We start from the raw sequence: 18,280 nt of genomic DNA, 5'->3' as shown, positions 1-18,280 counted from the left end.
GCTGCCGAAGCACGAACGGTACATCACCGTCTCGTCGATGTTCAGAACCCATGAACGAGCGAGTCCGGGACCGCACCGTCAGGTCGTTGAGACCAAGGTCCCGTGGATTCGTATGCAGGGCAAGTGGCTCGAAGCAGCGGGCTTCGGCCCACGGGCCCGGGTGCGTATCAGGATCATGGGCGGTTGCCTGGTGTTGACTGTGGACTGAATCGACAACCGGTGGCAGTCCTAAGCTTCGGCTGCCTGGGCGCCCACGTCTTCAAGAGCGGCGGTCGGGGCAGCCACTTGACGAGCAGACGCTGCCTTGGCTGAGCGTTGCTTCTTCGCTGCCGGCTTGGCCGCTGCCGATGATGCCGCCGAACGTTTGCGGCCCTGCTGGGCCGAGGCGTTGGAAGCGGCGGCATCACCGGTTGCACCACCGGCCCTTGCCTTCTTCCCCGCGGCCTTGACCTGGCGTCCGGGCTTCTTGGCCGTGACCTTCTTCGCGGCAGCCGCCTTCACTCCGGCGCGACGCTTCTTGGCAGGAGCCGGAGCAGCGTCGTCGCCGGTCGCTTTGGACTGGCCCGGTGGCTGCGTGAGGAACGACTCAAGCAACTCCCCGTTTTCCAATGCTGCTCGGAGCCATGCCGGACGGGGACCGCGGCCGGACCAGCTGTTGCCGTTCACGTCTTGGTATTTGGGGGCGTCTTGCTTCTGCGCCTTGCTCGACGTCTTCCGGGGGGCACCGCGCTTCGATTCATTGCCAAACAAGTCCTCTGCTGTGAAGCCATACAGCGCGACCAGCTGCCTCACCTCCTTCAGCGCTCCAGCGCCTTCCTTCTTCCTTGCCGCCTCCATGCGGCGCTGCAGGGCTTCCATCTCGTTGCGCAGTTGGGCGTAGGTCTTCGGCATAGTAGACAGGTGCTCCACAAATTGGTGGCCAGCATACTAACCCCCTCAGGTAGCACTCGAAAGCGAGCCAAGGACCACGGCATGAACACGTAGCAGCTCGTGGGGGACGGAATCGTTTCCCGCGCACGCTGATCGTGCCGGCGTGGAAGACTGACAACCAAGACGCGACCCGGAGATATCGTTCGATGTTGAAATTTGCCACCGCTGCCGCTGCCGTCTTCTTCTTGCTCACTGACGTCGCGCACGCACAGCTTTCGGAGACGGAGCAACGCATCGTCGCCGCCGTCAAGCAGCGCACGCCTGCGGCGTTGGAGTTGCTGGAGCGATCGGTTCGCATCAACAGCGGCACCCTGAACCCCGAAGGCGTGCGCGCCGTTGGCGAGATCTATCGAGCGGAACTGGATGCGCTGGGCTTCAAGACCCGCTGGATCGACATGCCGCCGAGCATGAAGCGTGCGGGGCATCTGGTTGCAACGCAGGAGGGCGGTCAGGGCAAGCGCGTGCTGCTGCTCGGCCATCTGGACACGGTGTTTGAGAAGGACAGCTCCGTCCCGCTGTGGGAGCGTCAGGGCGACCGCGTGCGCGGACAGGGCGTGAACGACATGAAGGGCGGCAACGTCATCATGATCGAAGCACTGCGCGCACTCAAGAAGGTGGGCGCGCTGGAACACGCCAACGTCGAGATCATGTTCACGGGTGACGAGGAACGCACCGGCGTGCCGCTGCAGATGGCGCGCGCCGACATGGTGGCCATGGGCAAGCGCGCCAACTACGCCCTGTCGTTCGAGGGCAGCATCAAGCGCGACGGCGTGGACACCGCCAGCATCGCGCGTCGCTCCCACGGCAGCTGGACGCTGCACGTCAAGGGCAAGGCGGCGCATTCCATGGGCGTGTTCTCGGCACAGTCAGGTTACGGCGCGATCTACGAAACGGCGCGCATCCTCAACGCGTTCCGCGAGCAGGTGATCGAGCCGGCCCTCACGTTCAACCCAGGCCTGATCTTCGGGGGCACCGATGTCTCTTACAACAACGATACAGCAACGGCGAGCGCCTTCGGCAAATCCAACGTGATCGCGCGCGACGCGCAGGCTCTTGGCGACCTACGCTACCTCTCCCCGGAGCAGGGGGAACGCGCGCGTCAGAAGATGCAGACGATCGTCTCGACGGGCAACCTGCCCGGTACCTCGGCGACGATCAGCTTTACCGAGATTTACCCGCCGATGCCGCCTACCGAGGCAGGGCGCACGCTGGCGGACCTCTACTCGAAGGCCAGTTTGGACGCGGGGCTGGGCCGAATCGATATCTTCGATCCGTCACTGCGTGGCGCGGGCGACGTGCAATTCGTGGCGCCGTACACGGTGGGCATCGACGGCCTCGGCGCGCAGGGACGCGGTGCGCACAGCGACGACGAGGACCTGGAGATCGCATCGATCGAGCGGGGAGCCGTCCGCGCAGCCCTGCTGATCTACCGGCTGACGCAATCGGCGTCACGCTGACATGGAGAGCCGGAGACCAAGCATCGACCACGCCGTCGCGCAACGCACACTGGGCCTACGCCAGCCTTCTCTCGTTTGACTCTCGGCTGGCGCTTCGGCTCCCACCGGCGAGCGCGTCACGGTCGCGAAGCTCACGGAGGGCGGTGGACTTCCCGGTCGGCACCTGCTGCCGCAGCTCGACCGCGCGACTGTCACGGCGATGAAGGGCAAGCACTTCATCGTGAGCGGTATCGAACTCGTGCGCGTGGGCACGCAACCGTTCAGCTATCGCCAGTCGTGGCTCTGCTACGTGCTTTCGGAACCCGTTACGCCGTCGCCTTCAGGTCTCCGCTGACGACCAGTTGCCTCGAAGGCAGCGGAAGCGGTTCGGACCGGCCCGATTCCTCGGATCAAACGTGAACTATTCGACATCCCGGTCCGCATCCTGTTGGCAGTGAGACCGCTCGCTCGTGGCATTCTCGACGGCGCGCATCCGTGATGCCAAGATGAAGATCGCGCCGGGAAAACGGGATCGAGGATGAGACCGCTGGCCGCGCGAGTACCTGAAAGCAATGCAAAGGCGGTTGGACTTGCCGCGCAAGGATGGACATGAAGGACGACGCGCCGTTGCAACTCTGGCCCAGTCGCAACCTTCCCGCGGTGGCGATCGCCGCCCTGATCCTGACAACCCTGGAATGTGCGTCTGCCGTAGCTGTGCCACCAGCTCAGCCGCCCCGGTGGGTGACTGCCGACGATGTGCGAGTACGCACGGGCCCGAGCCCTGAGCACAAGGTCAGCGGCACCTTGCTGCGCGGCGCCGAGTTGATCCTCAAGAGCCCAACCGAAATCAGCGGCTTTTGTTTGATCGAAGGCCAGGGCCAATACGGCTACGTGGCCTGCAAATACCTGGGTACCGAGCGTATCGCGCGCCGTAAGGCGGGCGAGGATGGGGTGGATGCAGCACAGCGGTGGGTGAGCGGAAATGGGGTGACACTGCGTGAGGCGCCGCGTCTCGATGCCCCTGTGCTTGCCCGGTTGGCGCTCAACACCACCGTGAAGCTGGTGCGCGAGGAGGCGGAAGGTGGCTATTGCGAAGTCCAGGTGTTTGACGGGCCGATTGGTTTCACGGCCTGCCGCTATCTAACGTTCACACCGGTTGACCTGGCCCGCATCCGCGGTGATCGAAGCGCAGACCTATCGTCGTCACCCGACTACGACCCGGAACGCGTGTTCTGGCTCGAGCCGGGCTGGAACGCGCTGGAGGCGTACGCAGATTACCTCCAGAAGCAGCAACCCGGCATTCCGCCGGAAGGGCCTTGGCCGCGCGACGACGGGCTGGAACGCATGAAAGAGCACTTGGCTCTCGGCCTGAAGGGCCGCAAGCCTGCCCCTTATGCCGACTGGGCTGACCTCAAGCGCAAGGCGTCGCAAAACCTGGATCTCGGTGGTGAGGCGGGTCGGTTGCAGGCCGAAGGCAAGAACGTGAGCGACGAGGTTTGGCAGCGCGAGTTGCGGATGAATAACATCGGCCACGAACTGCAGAACGAAATCGGCCTGTGGGAGCCGATGCAGGATCCGACCTCGAACGAGAATGCGGCGGCGCCCGTCATCCGGCTGGTGCGAGCACTGGAGTTCCCCGTCGCGCGACCCTCGCTGTTTCGCAGCGAGGCGGACGTGGCGCCGCCGAAGGCCACCGCCGAGGAGGGCAGCGGCCGCTTCGGCATCGTGTTTCGCCAGCTGTTCACCTCCAGGCAGAAGCGCAAACGCGAGGAAGACGAGGTCTACGGCGCAGGCTTGTACGACATGTTGGCTCGCACGCAACTGCTGGTGCGGCCGGTCCAGCGCGTGCAGTTGTTCCGAGACGGCCGGTTGCAAGTCGAAGCCAGCCTGATGCGCAAGAGCGAGACACTGTGGCGCGACGTCGACGAACCGATGTGTCGGGGCTGGGTTCCCGGGTTTTCCTACGGGGCCGCGGATCCCCTCATCTGGCGCTACTTTGACGCTGAGTCGCCCGTGGAGGGCAGTGCCGGGGCGAGCGAGTCGTCGAAGTTGAATCGCAATCCCCCCGGAACCTTGTTCGCGTTCTATGCAAGCATCGACTTGCCGCCTGGCCCTGCCATTCGCACCGAAACACACGTGAGGTTGGACCGGGCTGCCACCGGCTTTGTGCGAGGGGTTCACCTGCATTACGACCTGGACGGCGACCACGTTCCCGATATCGCCGTGTGGGAGGGCCAAGGACGTGGTCCAGGCCATCTGGGCGGAACCACGACGACCGACGATCGCTGGTATCGCCTAGCGCTCGTCAACATTAATGGCGCATGGAAAGTGCTGGGCAGCGATGTGTTCAGCTACGGCTGTGGGTGCTGAGATACACATTCAGTCCAAGCACGTGGGCGGCGCGCGTATCCCGACTCCCTCTCTTGCGAGACCGTTGCGGCGCAAGACGAATGCGCCCCCGCGCGCCGGCCGAGGCAGGTGCGAAGGCTGTCGATCTCCTTGTCGTACCTGGGCCTAGGTCTCGCCGCACCGGCACGCGCCGTCTTCTCGCGTTCCGCCGTTGACATGCTGCTGGGGCCACGGAAACGTCAGCAGCCTTCGTGCGGTCGCTCGACTGACCGGACGAGGGCAGCGCCGAATCCGTGAAAATGCGCACAGCCCGTAGCCAGTTCAGCGTATCCGTCCGGACGTCCACGCTGCCGCCCGACCTGACTACTCAGAATCTCGGAATAGATGCGAGGCCGCTCCGCCTCAGACAGGCTTGTGCGTTATCCATCTCAGCCTTGAGATAGAACGGACCGATGTCTAGCTGTCTTTTCGCTCGGATCGTTGCAAGCGCTTGGCTTGCTGTCTGCTCAGCAAGCTCCTTGCTGACAAGGCGAAGCGCTTGTACTTGCTGGACTGAGATGCGCTCCGGCAGAGGGACCAGGAGATAGAAGATCGGCTCCACTTCCACCGCCACTCCCTCCACAACTTCCCCGTGCACTTCTGCTCGGCACTTCGGGCAAAACATCACGCTCTGGTGGCTGGCCGGCGCGAGCGCGCGCAAGGACCTGACCAGGGGCAGCGAGCATGTGGGGCAGCGCATCGGTAGCAAGTTCACAGTGGGCAGTGAGCGCCCCGGTCGACGGATCTTTCCTGGACACCCCCGACTGGCTTGCGCCCGACAAAGGCAGCGGGACAACCCTTCGATGTCGCTCGTAAGAGAGGCCTGCATGCCGAGGAACTCAAGCAGACCGTTGTGGATGCTTGCCGGCAGCCAGGGACATCGCTGTCGGGCGTCGCTCTGAAGTATGGGGTCAACGCGAACCAGGAGAGGCGCTGGTGCAAGGAGCGACCCGAGGGCGGAAAGGCGCTGCCACCAGCGCGCCGATCGGCAGGGACGTGCCACGAGGGGACGGCCGGCCGAGCGGTCATCTTCATCAGCGAGTTCGCGCGCGAAGTGAAGTGCTGTTCGATGGGGCTGCCCGCTATATGTGTCACGTGAGTCACTCTGACCTGCTGTCTTTTAGGCGGCTCTGCACTGTCTTGCGCATGCGCTCGTTCAGCTGCTTGAACTCCACGATCAATCTGTCGCAGGAGACCTTCTCAGCATGGCAAAGTGCCTGCGTTTCGACGTAGACGTCGTTGTCTTTCTGTTTGACTTCGCGGCGGACTACCGCTGGGTGGGCATAGTGGCCTGGCGGCGTGAACGACCACTGGATAGAGGCTCCGGATTCGGTCGCGATCACCCAGTTGTCGGGCTTGGTTGTGGAGAGGCTGACCCCTGGCTTCGCCTTGAGTGCCTGAAGCGCCTCTTCAACCGTGGTGTATGCAATGCCTTCATCCTTCACTTGTGGAGCTTGAGATTGAGCAGGGGTGTTTCCGAGGGCCAAGAGACAGAAGCTCAGAGTGACGGCTGTAGCACTAGTTCGCATGTATGGGACCTGATGAGTGAAAAGAAGCTTCTCGGTCCCGCGCGACTCGCCTCACGCCGCGCGGGCACCCACAGCTGGGATGGAAAGTTCCAGTGTCGGGAAAACGATGGGAACTGCCTGGGGAAACGTTGACGATTGTCTACGAGTGGAGCCCGGAGAAGCACTGTCAGAGCTGAGATCGCACTCTTGCCGCTCTTGTTAGCGCCTAAGCATACGATCAACGCGCCTTGACCGTACGCTCGCGGTTCTTGAAGGGATGCGCGAGGTCATCGGCATCCATCCGCTCGAACTGCACGACGGGGACTTGGCCCGCATTGAAGCTGGAGCCAACTTCTCGCCAGGAATCTTCGATCCAGCGCTTGGAGTGTTCAAGAAGAGGTGAAGTCATACGGAATGATAGGGGTCTGCAGTGCCCGCTTCCGCCTGCGCTGCGGCCGGCTGCTTCAGGCTGGGAGCCGTCAGACAGATTCGGCAGTTCCTGCGTACGCGTCCGGTGATTCCGTCTTGACTGCTGAGCTCGGCACCTCGGATACGATCTGCGAGATTGTCAGAGGAGAGTTCGTGTCACCGCTTGAACTGCGTGTCTTGGCCGAATCACCAAACTACCGGTTGTGCCACTCGTACGAGGCGGTGTTCGTCGTGGATAAGCGAGATGGCAGCGTCCATCCGGCAGGCGACCACTATGGGGATCCAGCGGTCGGAATCATCACTCCAGACGAGCGATGGTTTTGCACTGGCGGTGAGGGAGTTCTGTGTTTTTCCCTTGATGGGACGCTGCTCTCGTTCTTCCGAGATGGGCCGCCACCCGACGTTTCCCCGGCGGTCTCGACAGCTTGGTTCGTGCGCGAACTTGTTTGCGAGGGCAGCGACAACCTTGTGGTTTCGTTCGATGCCGAGGAGCATGGCACCTGGACTATCGATCTCGCGACTGCGACACCTACTCGCCGCGGTTCGTCCGCAGCTTAGGACCCCACCGATGCGGCAGTAGCTCGTCGATCCGGCTCGCCGGCTGCAGCGGCAACCGCTCCAGCACGTCGCACATGTACGCGTAGGGTTCATGCCCATTGATGCGCGCCGAGTGCAGCAGGCTCATCACCGTGGCGGCGCGCTTGCCCGCTCGCAGGCTCCCGGCAAACAGCCAGTTCGAGCGCCCGAGCGCAATCGGCCGGATCTGGTTCTCGACCCAGTTGTTGTCGATCGGCAGATCCCCGTCATCCAGGAAGCGCGTCAACGCCACGCAGCGGTTGAGGCTGTAGTCGATCGCACGCGCGGTGGCCGAGCCATCGGGTATCTTCTGCCGCTGCTGCCGCAGCCACTGATGAAGCGCGTTGGCCCCCGGTCGTGATCGTCGGCGCCGGGCCTCGAGTCGGGTCGCAATGTCGACGTCGGCCACGTCGCGCTCCACGTCGTAGAGTTCGCCGAAGAACTTCAGCGCCTGCTCGGCGACCTGGCTCTGGTGGTTGGCCCACAGCTCATGGAACTTGCGCCGTGCGTGCGCCATGCAGCCCACCTCGGTCACGCCCAGCTCGAAGCAGGCCTTGTAGCCGCTGAAGTCGTCGGTGACGAGCTGCCCCTGCCAGCCCGGCTTCTCGGGTGTGCCAGGCAGTCCGAGGAAGGACCGCACATGCTGGCCGCCGCGGCTGTCGGCGAAGTCGAACACCACCGCCTTCATCGGGTTGAACTGGGTGGTGCAGTAGCTCCACAAGTACGCCCGGTGCGTTTTGCCGTGGCCCGGCTTGAGCATCGCCACCGGCGTCTCGTCGGCGTGCAGCACCGGCTGGCGCAGCAGTTCCTGGGCCAACGCATCGACCAGCGGTTGCAATTGGACGCCGCACTCGCCCACCCACTGCGCGAGTGTCGAGCGGGCGAGTGCATGCCCAGCGCGCTCGAAGATGGCTTCCTGGCGGTACAGCGGGAGGTGGTCGAGGTACTTGGCCACCAGCACCTGGGCGAGCAGGCCACAGGTGGGCAGCCCCTTGTCGATTACGTGCGGTGCCACCGGCACCTGCACCAGCTTCTCGCAACAGGTGCAGACCCATTTGCCGCGGATGTGGCGCTGCACCGTGAACACGCCCGGCTGGTAGTCCAGCTTCTCGGCAATGTCTTCGCCGATGCGCTGCATCGCCTGGCCGCAGCCACAGATGGTGTTCTGCGGCTCGTGGCGGATCTCCCGCCGCGGCAGGTGTGCCGGTAGTGGCTGGCGCTTGGGTTGCCGCTTGTCCTCGACGCGCTGGTTCGCGACCGGCTGCAGTGCCCCGATCTCGGCGGCGACGGCCGCCAAGTCGGTGTCCAACGTCTCGTCCAGCAGGCTCTTCTGCTCGGGTGTGTACGCCTCGCTCTTGGCGGCGAACTTCAGCCGCTTGAGCACAGCGTTCTCGTGGGTGAGCTTGTCGATGACGGCCTGCTTGAAGGCCAGCTCGGCACGCGTTGCCCGCAGGGCTTCGCGCAGCTGCTGTACATCGAGGGTGTCGAGGTCGTCGCCGGTCACGGTGGCCATCGTGCCGCAAACGCCGGCGGGCAGCATCGGAAGATGCCGCAATTGCGATGGCTACAGCAGGGTGATCATGACCTGCTCCCCACCAGCCGTGCCAGGGTAAAGGAAGTGAAGTCCGTCAACCAGGAGAATGGCGGACATGAGGAAGAGCAAGTTCAGCGAGGAACAGATCATCGGGTTCCTCAAGCAGGCCGAGGCCGGTATTCCGGTGGCCGAGATCTGCCGCAAGGGCGGTTTCAGCGACGCGACGTTCTACAAGTGGCGCTCCAAGTTCGGCGGCATGGACGTGCCGGACGCGCAACGGCTGCGTGAGCTGGAGGCGGAGAACGCCAAGCTCAAGAAGCTGTTGGCCGAGGCGCACCTGGACATGCACGCGCTCAAGAGCGTCCTCGGGGTAAAGCGTTAGCCCCACGAGCCAAGCGCGAGGCGGTCCGCAAGATGGTTCAGGAACACCAACTGTCGGAGCGCCGTGCGTGTCGCCTCGTGGGGCTATCCCGCGACAGCTATCGGCACCCGCCGCAGGCCGACGCTCAGACACAGGCACTGGCCGGGCGCATCGTCGAGATCGCTCACGAACGGCGCCGGTTCGGCTACCGCCGCATCCACGACTTGTTGCGCCCGGAGTTCCCCAACGTCAACCACAAGCGTGTGTGGCGGCTGTACGCGGCGGCCAACCTGGCGGTGCGCAAGCGCAAGAAGGTTCGCAGGCCACCGGCCGAGCGCCTGCCGCTGCAGGCCGCCACGATGGTCAACGAGGTATGGAGCATGGATTTCGTCAGTGACAGCCTGGCCAATGGCCGACGACTGAAGTGCCTGACGGTCGCCGACGACTTCAGCCACGAGTGTGTTGACATCACGGTCGATTACGGCATCTCGGGTGAGTACGTCACGAGGCTGCTGGACCGTGCGGCTCGCTTCCGAGGCTACCCCGCCGCTGTGCGGACCGACAACGGGCCGGAGTTCACGAGCCGCGCCTTCATCGCGTGGACCATCGAGCACGGCGTGCGGCACCTGCTGATCCAGCCCGGCAGACCCATGCAGAACGGCTACATCGAGAGCTTCAACGGCAAGTTCCGGGACGAGTGCCTGAACGAGCATTGGTTCCAGACCCTGCAGCAGGCCCGGGAGACCATCGCGCACTGGCGACGCGACTACAACGAGGTGCGACCGCACAGCAGCATCGGACGCATCCCACCCTCGCGCTTCGCCGAACAGCACCGCCAGCATTCAGGCAGTGCTGCTCACCAACCTTCAGCTTCACACGAGATCAATTAACCTTCAACCCCGGACTCCTTCCATACGACTGGCACGGCAGAAGGGGGCAGGTCAATCACGCCGGCTTCGCCGATGCGCTGCCAGGGCAGCCCGAGCACGAGGGCGTCGAGTTGCGCGTGGGTGAGCGTTAGGGTGCCGAGGGCGTCCTTGGGCCAGACGAACTTGCCGTTGTTCAGCCGCCGTGCGGCCAGCCACACGCCGATGCCGTCGTGCACGAGCACCTTCATGCGGTTGGCCCGACGGTTGGCAAACAGGTAGGCGTGGTGCGGACGGGCCGCGCCGAAGACGGCCACGACCCGCGCCAGGGCGGCTTCTGTCCCGCACCGCATGTCCAGCGGCTCGACAGCGAGCCACACCGCGTCCACCCGGATCAACGCAGCAGCTCGCGTAGCCAGGCCGCACAGGTCTCAGCTGCGCTGAGCGGCCAGTTCACCCGCACGCTGAATGGGCCTCGTTGCAGCTCTACGTGGATCGCTTGCGCGGGCTCCCGGTGTACCGGGCCAGCAGAGGTGACGGCGACAGGAACGAAGGCTTCGACAGGCCCCACTGTCCCCGCCTGGCGGCGCCACTTGTGCACCAGGTTGGCGTTCAGGCCATGCGCCAGCGCGATGCTCGCCACCGACGCTCCTGGTTCGCTGCACGCCACCAGCACTCGCTGCTTCAGTTCCCGGTCGTGGCGGCGTCGTCTCTTCGGCTTGGCTTCTTCCATGGTGTCCACCTAAAAATTCTTGGTGGACACCATCCTTGCCGCTTGAAACTGTGCATTCAAGACGGGTTGGCCGCGTAAGCTTCCCCTCGACGTAGACACTTGAATCTGGAGAATGTGGCCTCGAATAGGAAGACGAGGACGATGAGAAAGAGCAAGTTCAGCGAGAGCCAGATCGTGGCGATCCTGAAGGAAGGGGAAGCCGGGATGCTGGTTGCCGAGGTGTGTCGCAAGCACGGCATCAGCGCGGCGACGTACTACGCGTGGAAGAGCAAGTACGCCGGCGCGACGGTGTCGGACCTCACGCGCATGCGCGAGCTCGAAGCGGAGAACGCGCGACTGAAGCGCATGTACGCGGATCTGGCGCTGGAGAACGCAGCCATCAAGGACGTGCTGTCAAAAAAATTCTGACGCCGTCCGCGAAGCGACAGGTGGTGCAGGTCATGGTGACCGAGCACCGCTTGTCGATCGCGCGAGCCTGCACGGCCGCAGGCTTGTCGCGGGCGGCGTACTACAAGACGCCGGTCTTGCCGCAGGAGAAGGATGCCGAGGTGATCGATGCGCTCAACGGCATGGTGCAGAGGAACGGGCGCTGGGGGTTCTGGAAGTGCTTTGACCGGCTGCGCCTGGATGGTCGGCCCTGGAACCATAAGCGGGTTTGGCGCGTGTACTGTGAGCTGGGGCTGAACCTGCCGCGGCGCACGAAGAAGCGCATTCCCAAGCGAGAACGGATTCCGCTGGCCGCTGGCGCCTTTATCAACGAGGGCTGGGCGCTGGACTTCATGCACGACGTGCTGTACGACGGGCGTCGATTCCGCACGCTCAACGTGATCGACGAGGCCAACCGCGAGGCGTTGGCCGTCGAGGTGTCGCAGTCCATTCCGTCGACATTGCTGATCAGGACACTGGATCGGCTGATCGAGTGGTATGGAGCGCCGAAGGCGATCCGCATGGACAACGGCCCGGAGATGACCAGCCACGAGTTCGTGCAATGGGCGCAGCGCAAGGGGATCGCGCTGAACTACATCGAGCCCGGCGAGCCGAACCAGAACGCGTACATCGAACGGTTCAACAAGACCTACCGCACCGAGGTGCTCGACGCCTACCTGTTCAGCTCGATTGAGCACGTGAAGGCGATCACCGAGGAGTGGCTGACCCAGTACAACGAGTACCGACCGCATGACTCGCTGGGTGGCATTCCGCCACGCCAGTTCATGCCACGTTTGACGACCACAACCGCCGCGGACTTCAGGAATCAACTGTCTGCTTGATAGGGGAGCTTACGGGGAAGCTTACGGCCGGACGCTTACGTTCCTGCCCCAGTCCTACTATCGTGGAAAGGCGCCCCGGCTACCAAACCCGGACCTTGAAGCCGGGTAGGTTCTCCAGAGGGAATGGAAACGCAGGTTCCAGGCCGGCAGCTTTCATCGCCGTGACCAGCGCCCTGTACTTCTCCAGAAGTGCGCCCCGTGCCCCCCAATCCTCTGTCTCGTCTTCCAGACCTGGCTCGACGAACGTGGCGCCGTCCGCCTCGTCCCCGAGCATGAGCTTGGTGTAGTCCCAGTCGTATCGAAACACGACCTCAAAAGCGCCGACAAACTCTGTTAGCGTCTTGCGGATTGGTTCATCTGTCATGGCACCAGCCTACCTGATTGGCATCTGGGGCGCCCGGACCTTGTCGACACAAATCTCTGCTTCCACTGCAAAGCGGCGGCCGGTACAGGCGGCAAGCGCGCATGTTGAGCTCCAACGAATGAAAGTGACTTCCCTGTCCCGAACTGGCCGCTTCGCGGCTATCAGCATCCAAGTGCCACGATGGGAAGTACCGAGCAACCTGCTTAAGTGGGGAGCACTCTGACTGCATAAGGAACCCCAAAGCCAACTAGCAAGGCGGATGAAGCAAACAACAAGCGACGTACCGAGATTGCGCGCTTTGTGACGGCTGCCGCAACCGGTCCGAAGATAAACGGCGAGACGAGAAGAACGCTGGCGGCGACCCCGGCCGAACCAGTGGCGAACTCGAGCACGCTTCCCCAGAATGTGCCGATAGCGCCGATACCCAGGAAAGCCACGACGAGCGACATCGGCGGCTGCGAGTCTGGTACCTCGACTGGGGACGAGCTAACCGTCTGCCAGACGATGCCGGCTGCGAAGCCGAGAAACGCCGTTGCAAAGATCCAGCCAGGACCGAACCATGGCAAAGCTTGGGCGAGGAGTACCGCAACGAAGAGAGCCGCAAGCCAAGCAACGAAGATTCGCCACAGAACTAGGGCACAGAATGCAACAAGCAGTTCATCCATGAGTGACGGTTAAACAAATGAAGTGCGCTTCTCGACCCTGAGCTAGCCTACAGCGGCGACCTGCATCGAAGTGCCACGACGGGAAGTACCTGGCGGGGCGTTCACGATGGTCAAAAATGTGAAGGGTTAGGCTGCATCGGGCGAGGCAAGCCAAACGGTTTGGCGATGACGTAGAACTTCATGGCAATGCGGGCAGCTTTGGAGTGGCAAACGGTCAAACTCGGCCCAGATGTCTTTGGAATCGATATTCGTTCCTGCGTACGCTACCGTGTCCGGTGTCGCTGACGGGCCACACCTCTGATTGCAGTTGTGACACACGACGTTTTCGAAGTGAACCCGATAGTAGTGACCATTAAGGCGAAGCAGCGAGAGCGAATGCCACTGCGCGGACCAGCGAGCTCGGACCAAGCCAAGAGCCGCAACCTCAAACTGACCATACTGTTGTAGCCACCCGGCGATGGCGTCGGGAAGTGAGACAGGAAGGCCAGCAAGAGCCCTTTCGCTCAGTATCTCGGCCCAGGCGTTCGTAGACGGAAAGTAGACCGCCTGGCCATGAACGAACTCGTAACGAATGCGCGGGTCGTCGGCGTTCATACGCGGCTCTCCAGTCTACCTAATGAAATGGGCTCTCCAGTCCCGAGGTGCCCGCGGTGCAGCGGAGTACGGCACCGACGCGCCACGACGGGAAGTGCCTGGCGGGACGTTCTTGTCAATCAACGAACTCCCTCAGCGGGTTCCGTTCGGTAATCCCATTTTGAACACAGTCGACCAACATTGCACGCTAGCCACCAAGCGCAGCCATGAGAACCACAGCCAGGATGATGTAGAAGGAGACGCCGACAAACAAGAGCCCCGTGTGCGTCACCACGCGTTTACCGTTCAAGACAAAGGTAAGAGAGCCGGCCGCGGAATGTGTACGGCCTTCGGCCTCATCGAGTCGCTCGCCGCGCCACTTGCCAACGCTGAAGAGCCTAACAACTAGTCGACCAGTGCCAACCAGGAGCACGTCTACGATTAACCAACCAAGGGCGGCAATCAATTCGTCCATCGCTCCTCACGAATGAATGGGACCTCGCCGCTCCGACCAAACAGTATTGCGGCGCTCGGCATCGAAGTGCCACGATGGGAAGTGCCTGGCGGGAGGTTCATGGTCGTCAACGAGCTGCTAAGACGCGCGCAGCCCGCGCGATTGCCAGAAGTGTCTCCGCCTTCTCCCGCTTCCCGCCAAGATAGTCGTCTGCGAGGTCTCTGGTTCCGGACCATGCACGTAGCAGCATCTCAGTTGCCTTGGCTCGGTCGCCCAACTCGGCAAGCGCATACGAAGAACGTGCTTCGGACAGAGGCCGCTCGGCCTTCCGCCGGGCGAGTGAGACATACATGGTCTGCTCCACCGCGGCCTCGACGGCTTCCTTCGCGAGGGCATGCAAGCCCGATGCCTCGGCCGCGAGTGCCAGGTCGAGCGTTGCCAGTACGTCCCTTGCTGCGATCTGAGGATCTAGAGGCAACAATTCCTTGGCACGCAAGAAGTTCGCTTTCGCGCTGTCGCGTTGTCCTTCTTGTGCCTGGAGTTGGCCGATGCGTGTCCTGACTTTGATTTCGTAGGTCCCGAGGGATTGGCACAGCATGGCGCAGTAGGTCATTGCTGTATGCGTAGCGCGTCGTTCGATCGCATCGTTGATGATCGTCAGCGCCGCTGCCTGCTTAGGCGACACGTACAGGTTACCCGACCCCAGCTTTGCGATTTCCGCCAAGGCCTTCACTTGCTCGTTCCTGCGCGCGTAGTAGACGGCAAGTTCGACGCCGAGTTCGTCGAGATCGCCGTGCCGGCGGGCGAAGTCGAGCTCGTCATTGTCGAGAGCAAGTCTCGCAAGCGATTGGACGGCTACACGCTTCTCCCGCCGTTCGCTCAATTTCTGCGCGCCAGAGAGTGCGATGGCCAGCTGGGCATTTGCCTTCTTTGTCTGGTGGACTCGAAAGTATCCGAGGGCCAACGCCCGATGAACCCTTACTTCGTCACTGGCGGGGAGGTCGCCAACCTGGCTCGCGACCCCATCCAGCATCCACATCGGCGCGTCCGTTGTCCCCGTGACCGGCACGAGACCGTCTGCAAGGATGCCGTAAGCGCCGTCCCTCGAATTCAGCTTCGCGTTCGCCATGGCTGCTTCGAACGCCTGATGAGCACTGTCATCTGCGCTGAGGCGCGCAAAGACAATGGCCACTTGGGCCAGACCTTCTACCCGGGATCGAGAAGGAATGGCGTCGGCCTGCGCTGCCGCGAAGGCCGCCTTGACGATCTCGAGCTTCCGCGGCGTAGGCAGGTCGCTTCCGTCGGCGGCCGCCAACAGCAGGCGGGGATGTTGCCAGGGCTGCGACTTGCGGGCGGCGGCGATGGCCTCGTCCGTCATTCCGGCTGCCGCCATCGCCTGCACTTCCAAGACGTCCGGATTGATTTCCTGAGCCCAGCGCAGACTGCGGCGTTCGATCTCTGCCCAGTTCTTCTGTCTGAACGCTTCGTCGATCGCGGCGACCGGCGTCAATGCTGCCCCCGGGAGCGCAACAACCGCAAGGGCGACTGCCGCCAGGATTGGATTGCAGAGGTGCCGAGTCAGCATGGCAGCCTTTGACTGCATTGTGGTTGCCATGGCACTACTGATTCGGCACGAATGAACTTGAATCAAGCTGCATAGCGAACCGGTTCATGCTCAAAGCAGCACCGGGACAGACAACATCGAAGCGCCACGACGGGAAGTGCCTGGCGGGATGGTCATGTTAGCCAATGAGTTGATTCGAGAGAAAAGCATTTCTAGTTCGGCTCAAGCTACAGGTCTCGCTTGCCGGATGACGTCCGCTCGAAGCGGTTAGCCATTTTTCTGCAATGCACGAACTTGTTCGAGAAACTTTGTGAACGTGGCTCGTTGCTCGGGAAAGCGAGTTTGACCTTCCTGGAATATATCTTTGGCGGCTTTGAGGTCACCAAGCTTCATAAGACACTCTCCCTTTGAGAAGAAGGCTGCCATTCCATTTGGGTTCACGCGCAGAGATTGCTCAAAATCACGGAGGGCTTCCCGGATCTTTCCGAGCTCCATGTAAATAAATGCGCGGTTGTCGATGGCTTCGTAGAAAAGCGGGAATAGCTCAATGGGTTGGCTGTACTCGGCAATAGCCTCCGTTCTCTTGCCTTGGTCACCGAGTGTGTATGCAAGCTTGTAGTGCTCATTGGCTTTTCGAACAATCTCCTTGGAGTCTTGGCCAGTGAAGCTGATATAGCGCGGAAAGTCAGTCAGCTTGAGGTACTCGACAAAGCCAATCAACTCCTCCTTGGAGGGCGCTTGATTTCCAATCCGTTCCCACCCGTGGCTGAAGCTGGCTGCATCAATTGGAGCGTGCCAAACCAGAACCGCTGCGCGAGTGAGAGACTCGACGGTTGGCTTGCTTGGAACCGCTTTGTATGTCAAACAATGAGCAGCTGCCGTTCCGTCAGGCCAGGGATCGACGGCAAGAATCTTGATAGCGCTCCAGCCGTTCCTGTCTTGTTGAACAATGAGGTCGCCCGGCTTCACCGCGAGCTTCTCCTTCGCGTTGGGCGTGTCATTCGCTTGCGCGGAGGAGATTCCAAGTGCCGAGAGGATGAGCGCGCAAATCGTGGCGAAGTTTCTGAGCATGGCTGAGGTTCAGGTGAGCAAATGGCTAACGAATGAAATGGACTTCCCCGTCCCAATCTGGCCACGTTGAGACAACCGGCACCAAAGTGCCACGATGGGAAGTGCCTGGCGGGACGTTCATGTTCATCAACGAGCAAGGAGTTCGACACGAGCGACCTGCCGCCGGCACGTCCACTAGATGAACGTGTCAGGCATCACTTATCTTGAAGGACATCGAAGTTCCTTCAGGAAGATCTTTGATTTGGTGATGCACATGCCCGGAGAACCCATACCACTCTGCGGCTGACATAGGAACCATGTTTTCTGCTGCATAGGTACCACCCAGTATTGGCAGCACTTTGAATGCGAAGCACTGGCCTTCTGCCAGCAACTTACCTTCAGCCAACAATTGATCGACGACCGGTGCAAGAAACCATTCAGCACCCGCATCGTCTCGAAGAGCGGCTAGAAAGAGATCCCGAGTATCTGACACCTGAGCAAGTTGACCTTGTCCGGTGTCTAGCCAATGAATCGACCGATCCGGCGCCTCGAAGAACACGTCCCCTGCGGCGGAGCACATGAATGCTTCCATTGTCTCGGGGACCAGCCATCCCCATCGATCACGAAGAGCGGCGAGCGCCTCCGCCGAAGGGACTATTGTGAGTTGCTTCCAGGTGGCTAGCATGCAGTACCGAATAGATAGTGTGGAGCTTCCCCGTCTCGAACCTGCCGCACTGCCGTGAAAGACATCGAAGTGCCACGACGGGAAGTGCCTGGCGTGTCTGTCATGTTCATCAACGAGTTGATTTTGGGGGAAGGCACTGGAAAGAGTGCTAACCGCCATTTTGCGACTGACGCTCAAGCTTGTTGAGCCGAGCGAGAAAGCCGTTGCGCTGATGCTCTGTAAGGCCAGGATTACAACCAGAATTCCAAAGAGTCGCTAACGCGGCGAGGTTAGGCAAGGCCAAGAGCGCAGGATCGCGTACTGCTCAAGACGGACCGCGATGTCGTGGGCCACAGCTTCCGCCTGTTCGATAGTGGATACCCTCCACCATACGTCCTCATTCTCGCGTGACAAGCGACCAAGCCGTTTTCGCCAGTGTGCGCCCGCAATAGACGGCTTCGTTACGTCACGCACGTCCGGATAGACAAGCGCCGAAGCAAACACAGCGACGTTTACCGTGAACTTTGCGTCAGTTGACGTGCTGTGTCGAGACCCCTGTACTTCGACAAGGTGCACAACATCTTCCGATTGACGCGCGAAGAGACTTGCGGATTTCCGGTATCCTAGCGGACGCAACAACGACTGCACAGCCGCCAGGATCGGAGCTCGTAATTCGACGGATGACATTTTGGCGACCGCTTGATTGAACCGGCTTCACCGTGCTGAACCAGCCTCAATTATTTTTGACGGTCGGCATCGCAGTGCCACGATGGGAAGTTACTGATGCGTTCATGTTCGTCAACGAGGCGCGAAGGGGAAGCATCTGCAGTTCAATATGAACCAAGTGCCGTAGGCACGTCCTCTAGACGAAAGAACGCAGCGAAGTGCTGTGCAGTCATGGCTTATCCCTTTACAAG

General features: G+C 61.9%; 20 protein-coding genes. 6 read left to right on the top strand and 14 right to left on the bottom strand.

Annotated elements, in window-relative coordinates; all coding sequences use genetic code 11:
- The first annotated feature begins 37 nt into the window (after positions 1–37).
- Complete coding sequence (locus tag AAW51_RS31265) at positions 38–208, top strand: SymE family type I addiction module toxin (RefSeq protein WP_417903607.1); 171 nt, start codon at positions 38–40, stop codon at positions 206–208.
- Between the two features lie 20 nt (positions 209–228).
- Here AAW51_RS31265 and AAW51_RS27735 read toward each other — a convergent pair whose 3' ends face one another.
- On the bottom strand, positions 229–891 hold the full coding sequence (locus AAW51_RS27735; protein ID WP_053013248.1) for an H-NS histone family protein: 663 nt from the start codon (positions 889–891) through the stop codon (positions 229–231).
- Between the two features lie 185 nt (positions 892–1,076).
- Here AAW51_RS27735 and AAW51_RS01820 point away from each other — a divergent pair, with 185 nt between their 5' ends.
- Positions 1,077–2,387: a M20/M25/M40 family metallo-hydrolase gene (locus tag AAW51_RS01820; RefSeq protein WP_047193259.1), complete on the top strand. Its 1,311-nt coding sequence runs from the start codon at positions 1,077–1,079 to the stop codon at positions 2,385–2,387.
- Between the two features lie 588 nt (positions 2,388–2,975).
- Positions 2,976–4,736 (top strand): SH3 domain-containing protein, encoded by a 1,761-nt coding sequence (locus AAW51_RS01815; protein ID WP_157359555.1) that lies wholly within the window; start codon positions 2,976–2,978, stop codon positions 4,734–4,736.
- Positions 4,737–5,854: 1,118 nt separating this feature from the next.
- Here the strand turns inward: AAW51_RS01815 and AAW51_RS01805 are convergent.
- Positions 5,855–6,199: a hypothetical protein gene (locus tag AAW51_RS01805; RefSeq protein ID WP_053013247.1), complete on the bottom strand. Its 345-nt coding sequence runs from the start codon at positions 6,197–6,199 to the stop codon at positions 5,855–5,857.
- Between the two features lie 301 nt (positions 6,200–6,500).
- Complete coding sequence (locus tag AAW51_RS29635; protein ID WP_157359554.1) at positions 6,501–6,671, bottom strand: hypothetical protein; 171 nt, start codon at positions 6,669–6,671, stop codon at positions 6,501–6,503.
- A 116-nt stretch (positions 6,672–6,787) separates the two neighbouring features.
- Between AAW51_RS29635 and AAW51_RS29630 the strand changes: the two genes are divergently transcribed.
- Positions 6,788–7,249 (top strand): hypothetical protein, encoded by a 462-nt coding sequence (locus tag AAW51_RS29630; protein ID WP_157359553.1) that lies wholly within the window; start codon positions 6,788–6,790, stop codon positions 7,247–7,249.
- On the opposite strand, the gene tnpC is transcribed toward AAW51_RS29630, so the two are convergent.
- Positions 7,221–8,780 carry an IS66 family transposase gene (gene tnpC / locus AAW51_RS01800; protein ID WP_047197276.1) on the bottom strand — a complete coding sequence of 520 codons (1,560 nt, stop codon included), beginning with the start codon at positions 8,778–8,780 and terminating at the stop codon, positions 7,221–7,223. The two genes, AAW51_RS29630 and tnpC, sit on opposite strands and share 29 nt — an antisense overlap.
- 136 nt (positions 8,781–8,916) lie before the next feature.
- Between tnpC and AAW51_RS01790 the strand changes: the two genes are divergently transcribed.
- A protein-coding gene (locus AAW51_RS01790) for an IS3 family transposase (RefSeq protein ID WP_417903583.1) occupies positions 8,917–10,052 on the top strand; the annotation gives its coding sequence in 2 pieces (ribosomal slippage) (positions 8,917–9,166 and positions 9,166–10,052; 1,137 coding nt in all).
- Here the strand turns inward: AAW51_RS01790 and tnpB are convergent.
- Positions 10,049–10,417, bottom strand: coding sequence for an IS66 family insertion sequence element accessory protein TnpB (gene tnpB / locus AAW51_RS01785; protein ID WP_238947869.1), 369 nt, complete (start codon positions 10,415–10,417; stop codon positions 10,049–10,051). The genes AAW51_RS01790 and tnpB overlap by 4 nt on opposite strands.
- A gap of 5 nt (positions 10,418–10,422) precedes the next feature.
- Entirely contained in the window at positions 10,423–10,761 is a 339-nt protein-coding gene (tnpA, locus tag AAW51_RS01780; RefSeq protein ID WP_047193252.1) for an IS66-like element accessory protein TnpA, read from the bottom strand.
- 141 nt (positions 10,762–10,902) lie between these two features.
- Between tnpA and AAW51_RS01770 the strand changes: the two genes are divergently transcribed.
- Positions 10,903–12,029, top strand: a protein-coding gene (locus AAW51_RS01770) for an IS3 family transposase (protein WP_238947730.1) whose coding sequence is annotated in 2 segments (ribosomal slippage) — positions 10,903–11,164 and positions 11,164–12,029 — 1,128 coding nt in all. Because the reading frame shifts where the segments join, the coding sequence is not laid out codon by codon here.
- 79 nt (positions 12,030–12,108) lie between these two features.
- Here AAW51_RS01770 and AAW51_RS01765 read toward each other — a convergent pair.
- From AAW51_RS01765 to AAW51_RS31260, 8 genes are all read right to left on the bottom strand, one after another.
- Complete coding sequence (locus tag AAW51_RS01765; RefSeq protein WP_047193250.1) at positions 12,109–12,393, bottom strand: hypothetical protein; 285 nt, start codon at positions 12,391–12,393, stop codon at positions 12,109–12,111.
- Between the two features lie 203 nt (positions 12,394–12,596).
- Positions 12,597–13,058, bottom strand: coding sequence for a hypothetical protein (locus AAW51_RS01760; protein ID WP_047193249.1), 462 nt, complete (start codon positions 13,056–13,058; stop codon positions 12,597–12,599).
- Positions 13,059–13,184: 126 nt separating this feature from the next.
- Positions 13,185–13,652, bottom strand: coding sequence for a hypothetical protein (locus tag AAW51_RS29625; protein ID WP_157359551.1), 468 nt, complete (start codon positions 13,650–13,652; stop codon positions 13,185–13,187).
- A gap of 187 nt (positions 13,653–13,839) precedes the next feature.
- On the bottom strand, positions 13,840–14,106 hold the full coding sequence (locus AAW51_RS01755) for a hypothetical protein (RefSeq protein ID WP_047193248.1): 267 nt from the start codon (positions 14,104–14,106) through the stop codon (positions 13,840–13,842).
- Positions 14,107–14,212: 106 nt separating this feature from the next.
- Positions 14,213–15,700 (bottom strand): hypothetical protein, encoded by a 1,488-nt coding sequence (locus tag AAW51_RS01750; protein WP_157359550.1) that lies wholly within the window; start codon positions 15,698–15,700, stop codon positions 14,213–14,215.
- A gap of 216 nt (positions 15,701–15,916) precedes the next feature.
- Entirely contained in the window at positions 15,917–16,720 is an 804-nt protein-coding gene (locus AAW51_RS01745; protein ID WP_053013246.1) for a tetratricopeptide repeat protein, read from the bottom strand.
- A gap of 187 nt (positions 16,721–16,907) precedes the next feature.
- A complete protein-coding gene (locus AAW51_RS30340; RefSeq protein ID WP_169787963.1) occupies positions 16,908–17,291 on the bottom strand; it encodes a T6SS immunity protein Tdi1 domain-containing protein in 384 nt (127 codons plus the stop codon).
- Between the two features lie 348 nt (positions 17,292–17,639).
- On the bottom strand, positions 17,640–18,050 hold the full coding sequence (locus AAW51_RS31260) for a DUF4304 domain-containing protein (RefSeq protein ID WP_083437992.1): 411 nt from the start codon (positions 18,048–18,050) through the stop codon (positions 17,640–17,642).
- Between the last annotated feature and the right edge of the window lie 230 nt (positions 18,051–18,280).

Origin of the sequence: Caldimonas brevitalea, assembly GCF_001017435.1 — a bacterium.
GTDB classification, from domain to species: Bacteria; Pseudomonadota; Gammaproteobacteria; order Burkholderiales; family Burkholderiaceae_C; genus Caldimonas; species Caldimonas brevitalea.
This window is presented reverse-complemented; position numbering and strand designations above follow the sequence as displayed.

Excerpts from the sequence above, each read along its gene's own strand:
- AAW51_RS31265 (WP_417903607.1), top strand. The coding sequence starts at position 38 with ATGTTCAGAACCCATGAACGAGCGAGTCCGGGACCGCACCGTCAGGTC.
- AAW51_RS27735 (WP_053013248.1), bottom strand. The coding sequence starts at position 891 with ATGCCGAAGACCTACGCCCAACTGCGCAACGAGATGGAAGCCCTGCAG.
- AAW51_RS01820 (WP_047193259.1), top strand. The coding sequence starts at position 1,077 with ATGTTGAAATTTGCCACCGCTGCCGCTGCCGTCTTCTTCTTGCTCACT.
- AAW51_RS01815 (WP_157359555.1), top strand. The coding sequence starts at position 2,976 with ATGAAGGACGACGCGCCGTTGCAACTCTGGCCCAGTCGCAACCTTCCC.
- AAW51_RS29635 (WP_157359554.1), bottom strand. The coding sequence starts at position 6,671 with ATGACTTCACCTCTTCTTGAACACTCCAAGCGCTGGATCGAAGATTCC.
- tnpC (WP_047197276.1), bottom strand. The coding sequence starts at position 8,780 with ATGGCCACCGTGACCGGCGACGACCTCGACACCCTCGATGTACAGCAG.
- tnpA (WP_047193252.1), bottom strand. The coding sequence starts at position 10,761 with ATGGAAGAAGCCAAGCCGAAGAGACGACGCCGCCACGACCGGGAACTG.
- AAW51_RS01765 (WP_047193250.1), bottom strand. The coding sequence starts at position 12,393 with ATGACAGATGAACCAATCCGCAAGACGCTAACAGAGTTTGTCGGCGCT.
- AAW51_RS01760 (WP_047193249.1), bottom strand. The coding sequence starts at position 13,058 with ATGGATGAACTGCTTGTTGCATTCTGTGCCCTAGTTCTGTGGCGAATC.
- AAW51_RS29625 (WP_157359551.1), bottom strand. The coding sequence starts at position 13,652 with ATGAACGCCGACGACCCGCGCATTCGTTACGAGTTCGTTCATGGCCAG.
- AAW51_RS01755 (WP_047193248.1), bottom strand. The coding sequence starts at position 14,106 with ATGGACGAATTGATTGCCGCCCTTGGTTGGTTAATCGTAGACGTGCTC.
- AAW51_RS01750 (WP_157359550.1), bottom strand. The coding sequence starts at position 15,700 with ATGGCAACCACAATGCAGTCAAAGGCTGCCATGCTGACTCGGCACCTC.
- AAW51_RS01745 (WP_053013246.1), bottom strand. The coding sequence starts at position 16,720 with ATGCTCAGAAACTTCGCCACGATTTGCGCGCTCATCCTCTCGGCACTT.
- AAW51_RS30340 (WP_169787963.1), bottom strand. The coding sequence starts at position 17,291 with ATGGAAGCATTCATGTGCTCCGCCGCAGGGGACGTGTTCTTCGAGGCG.
- AAW51_RS31260 (WP_083437992.1), bottom strand. The coding sequence starts at position 18,050 with ATGTCATCCGTCGAATTACGAGCTCCGATCCTGGCGGCTGTGCAGTCG.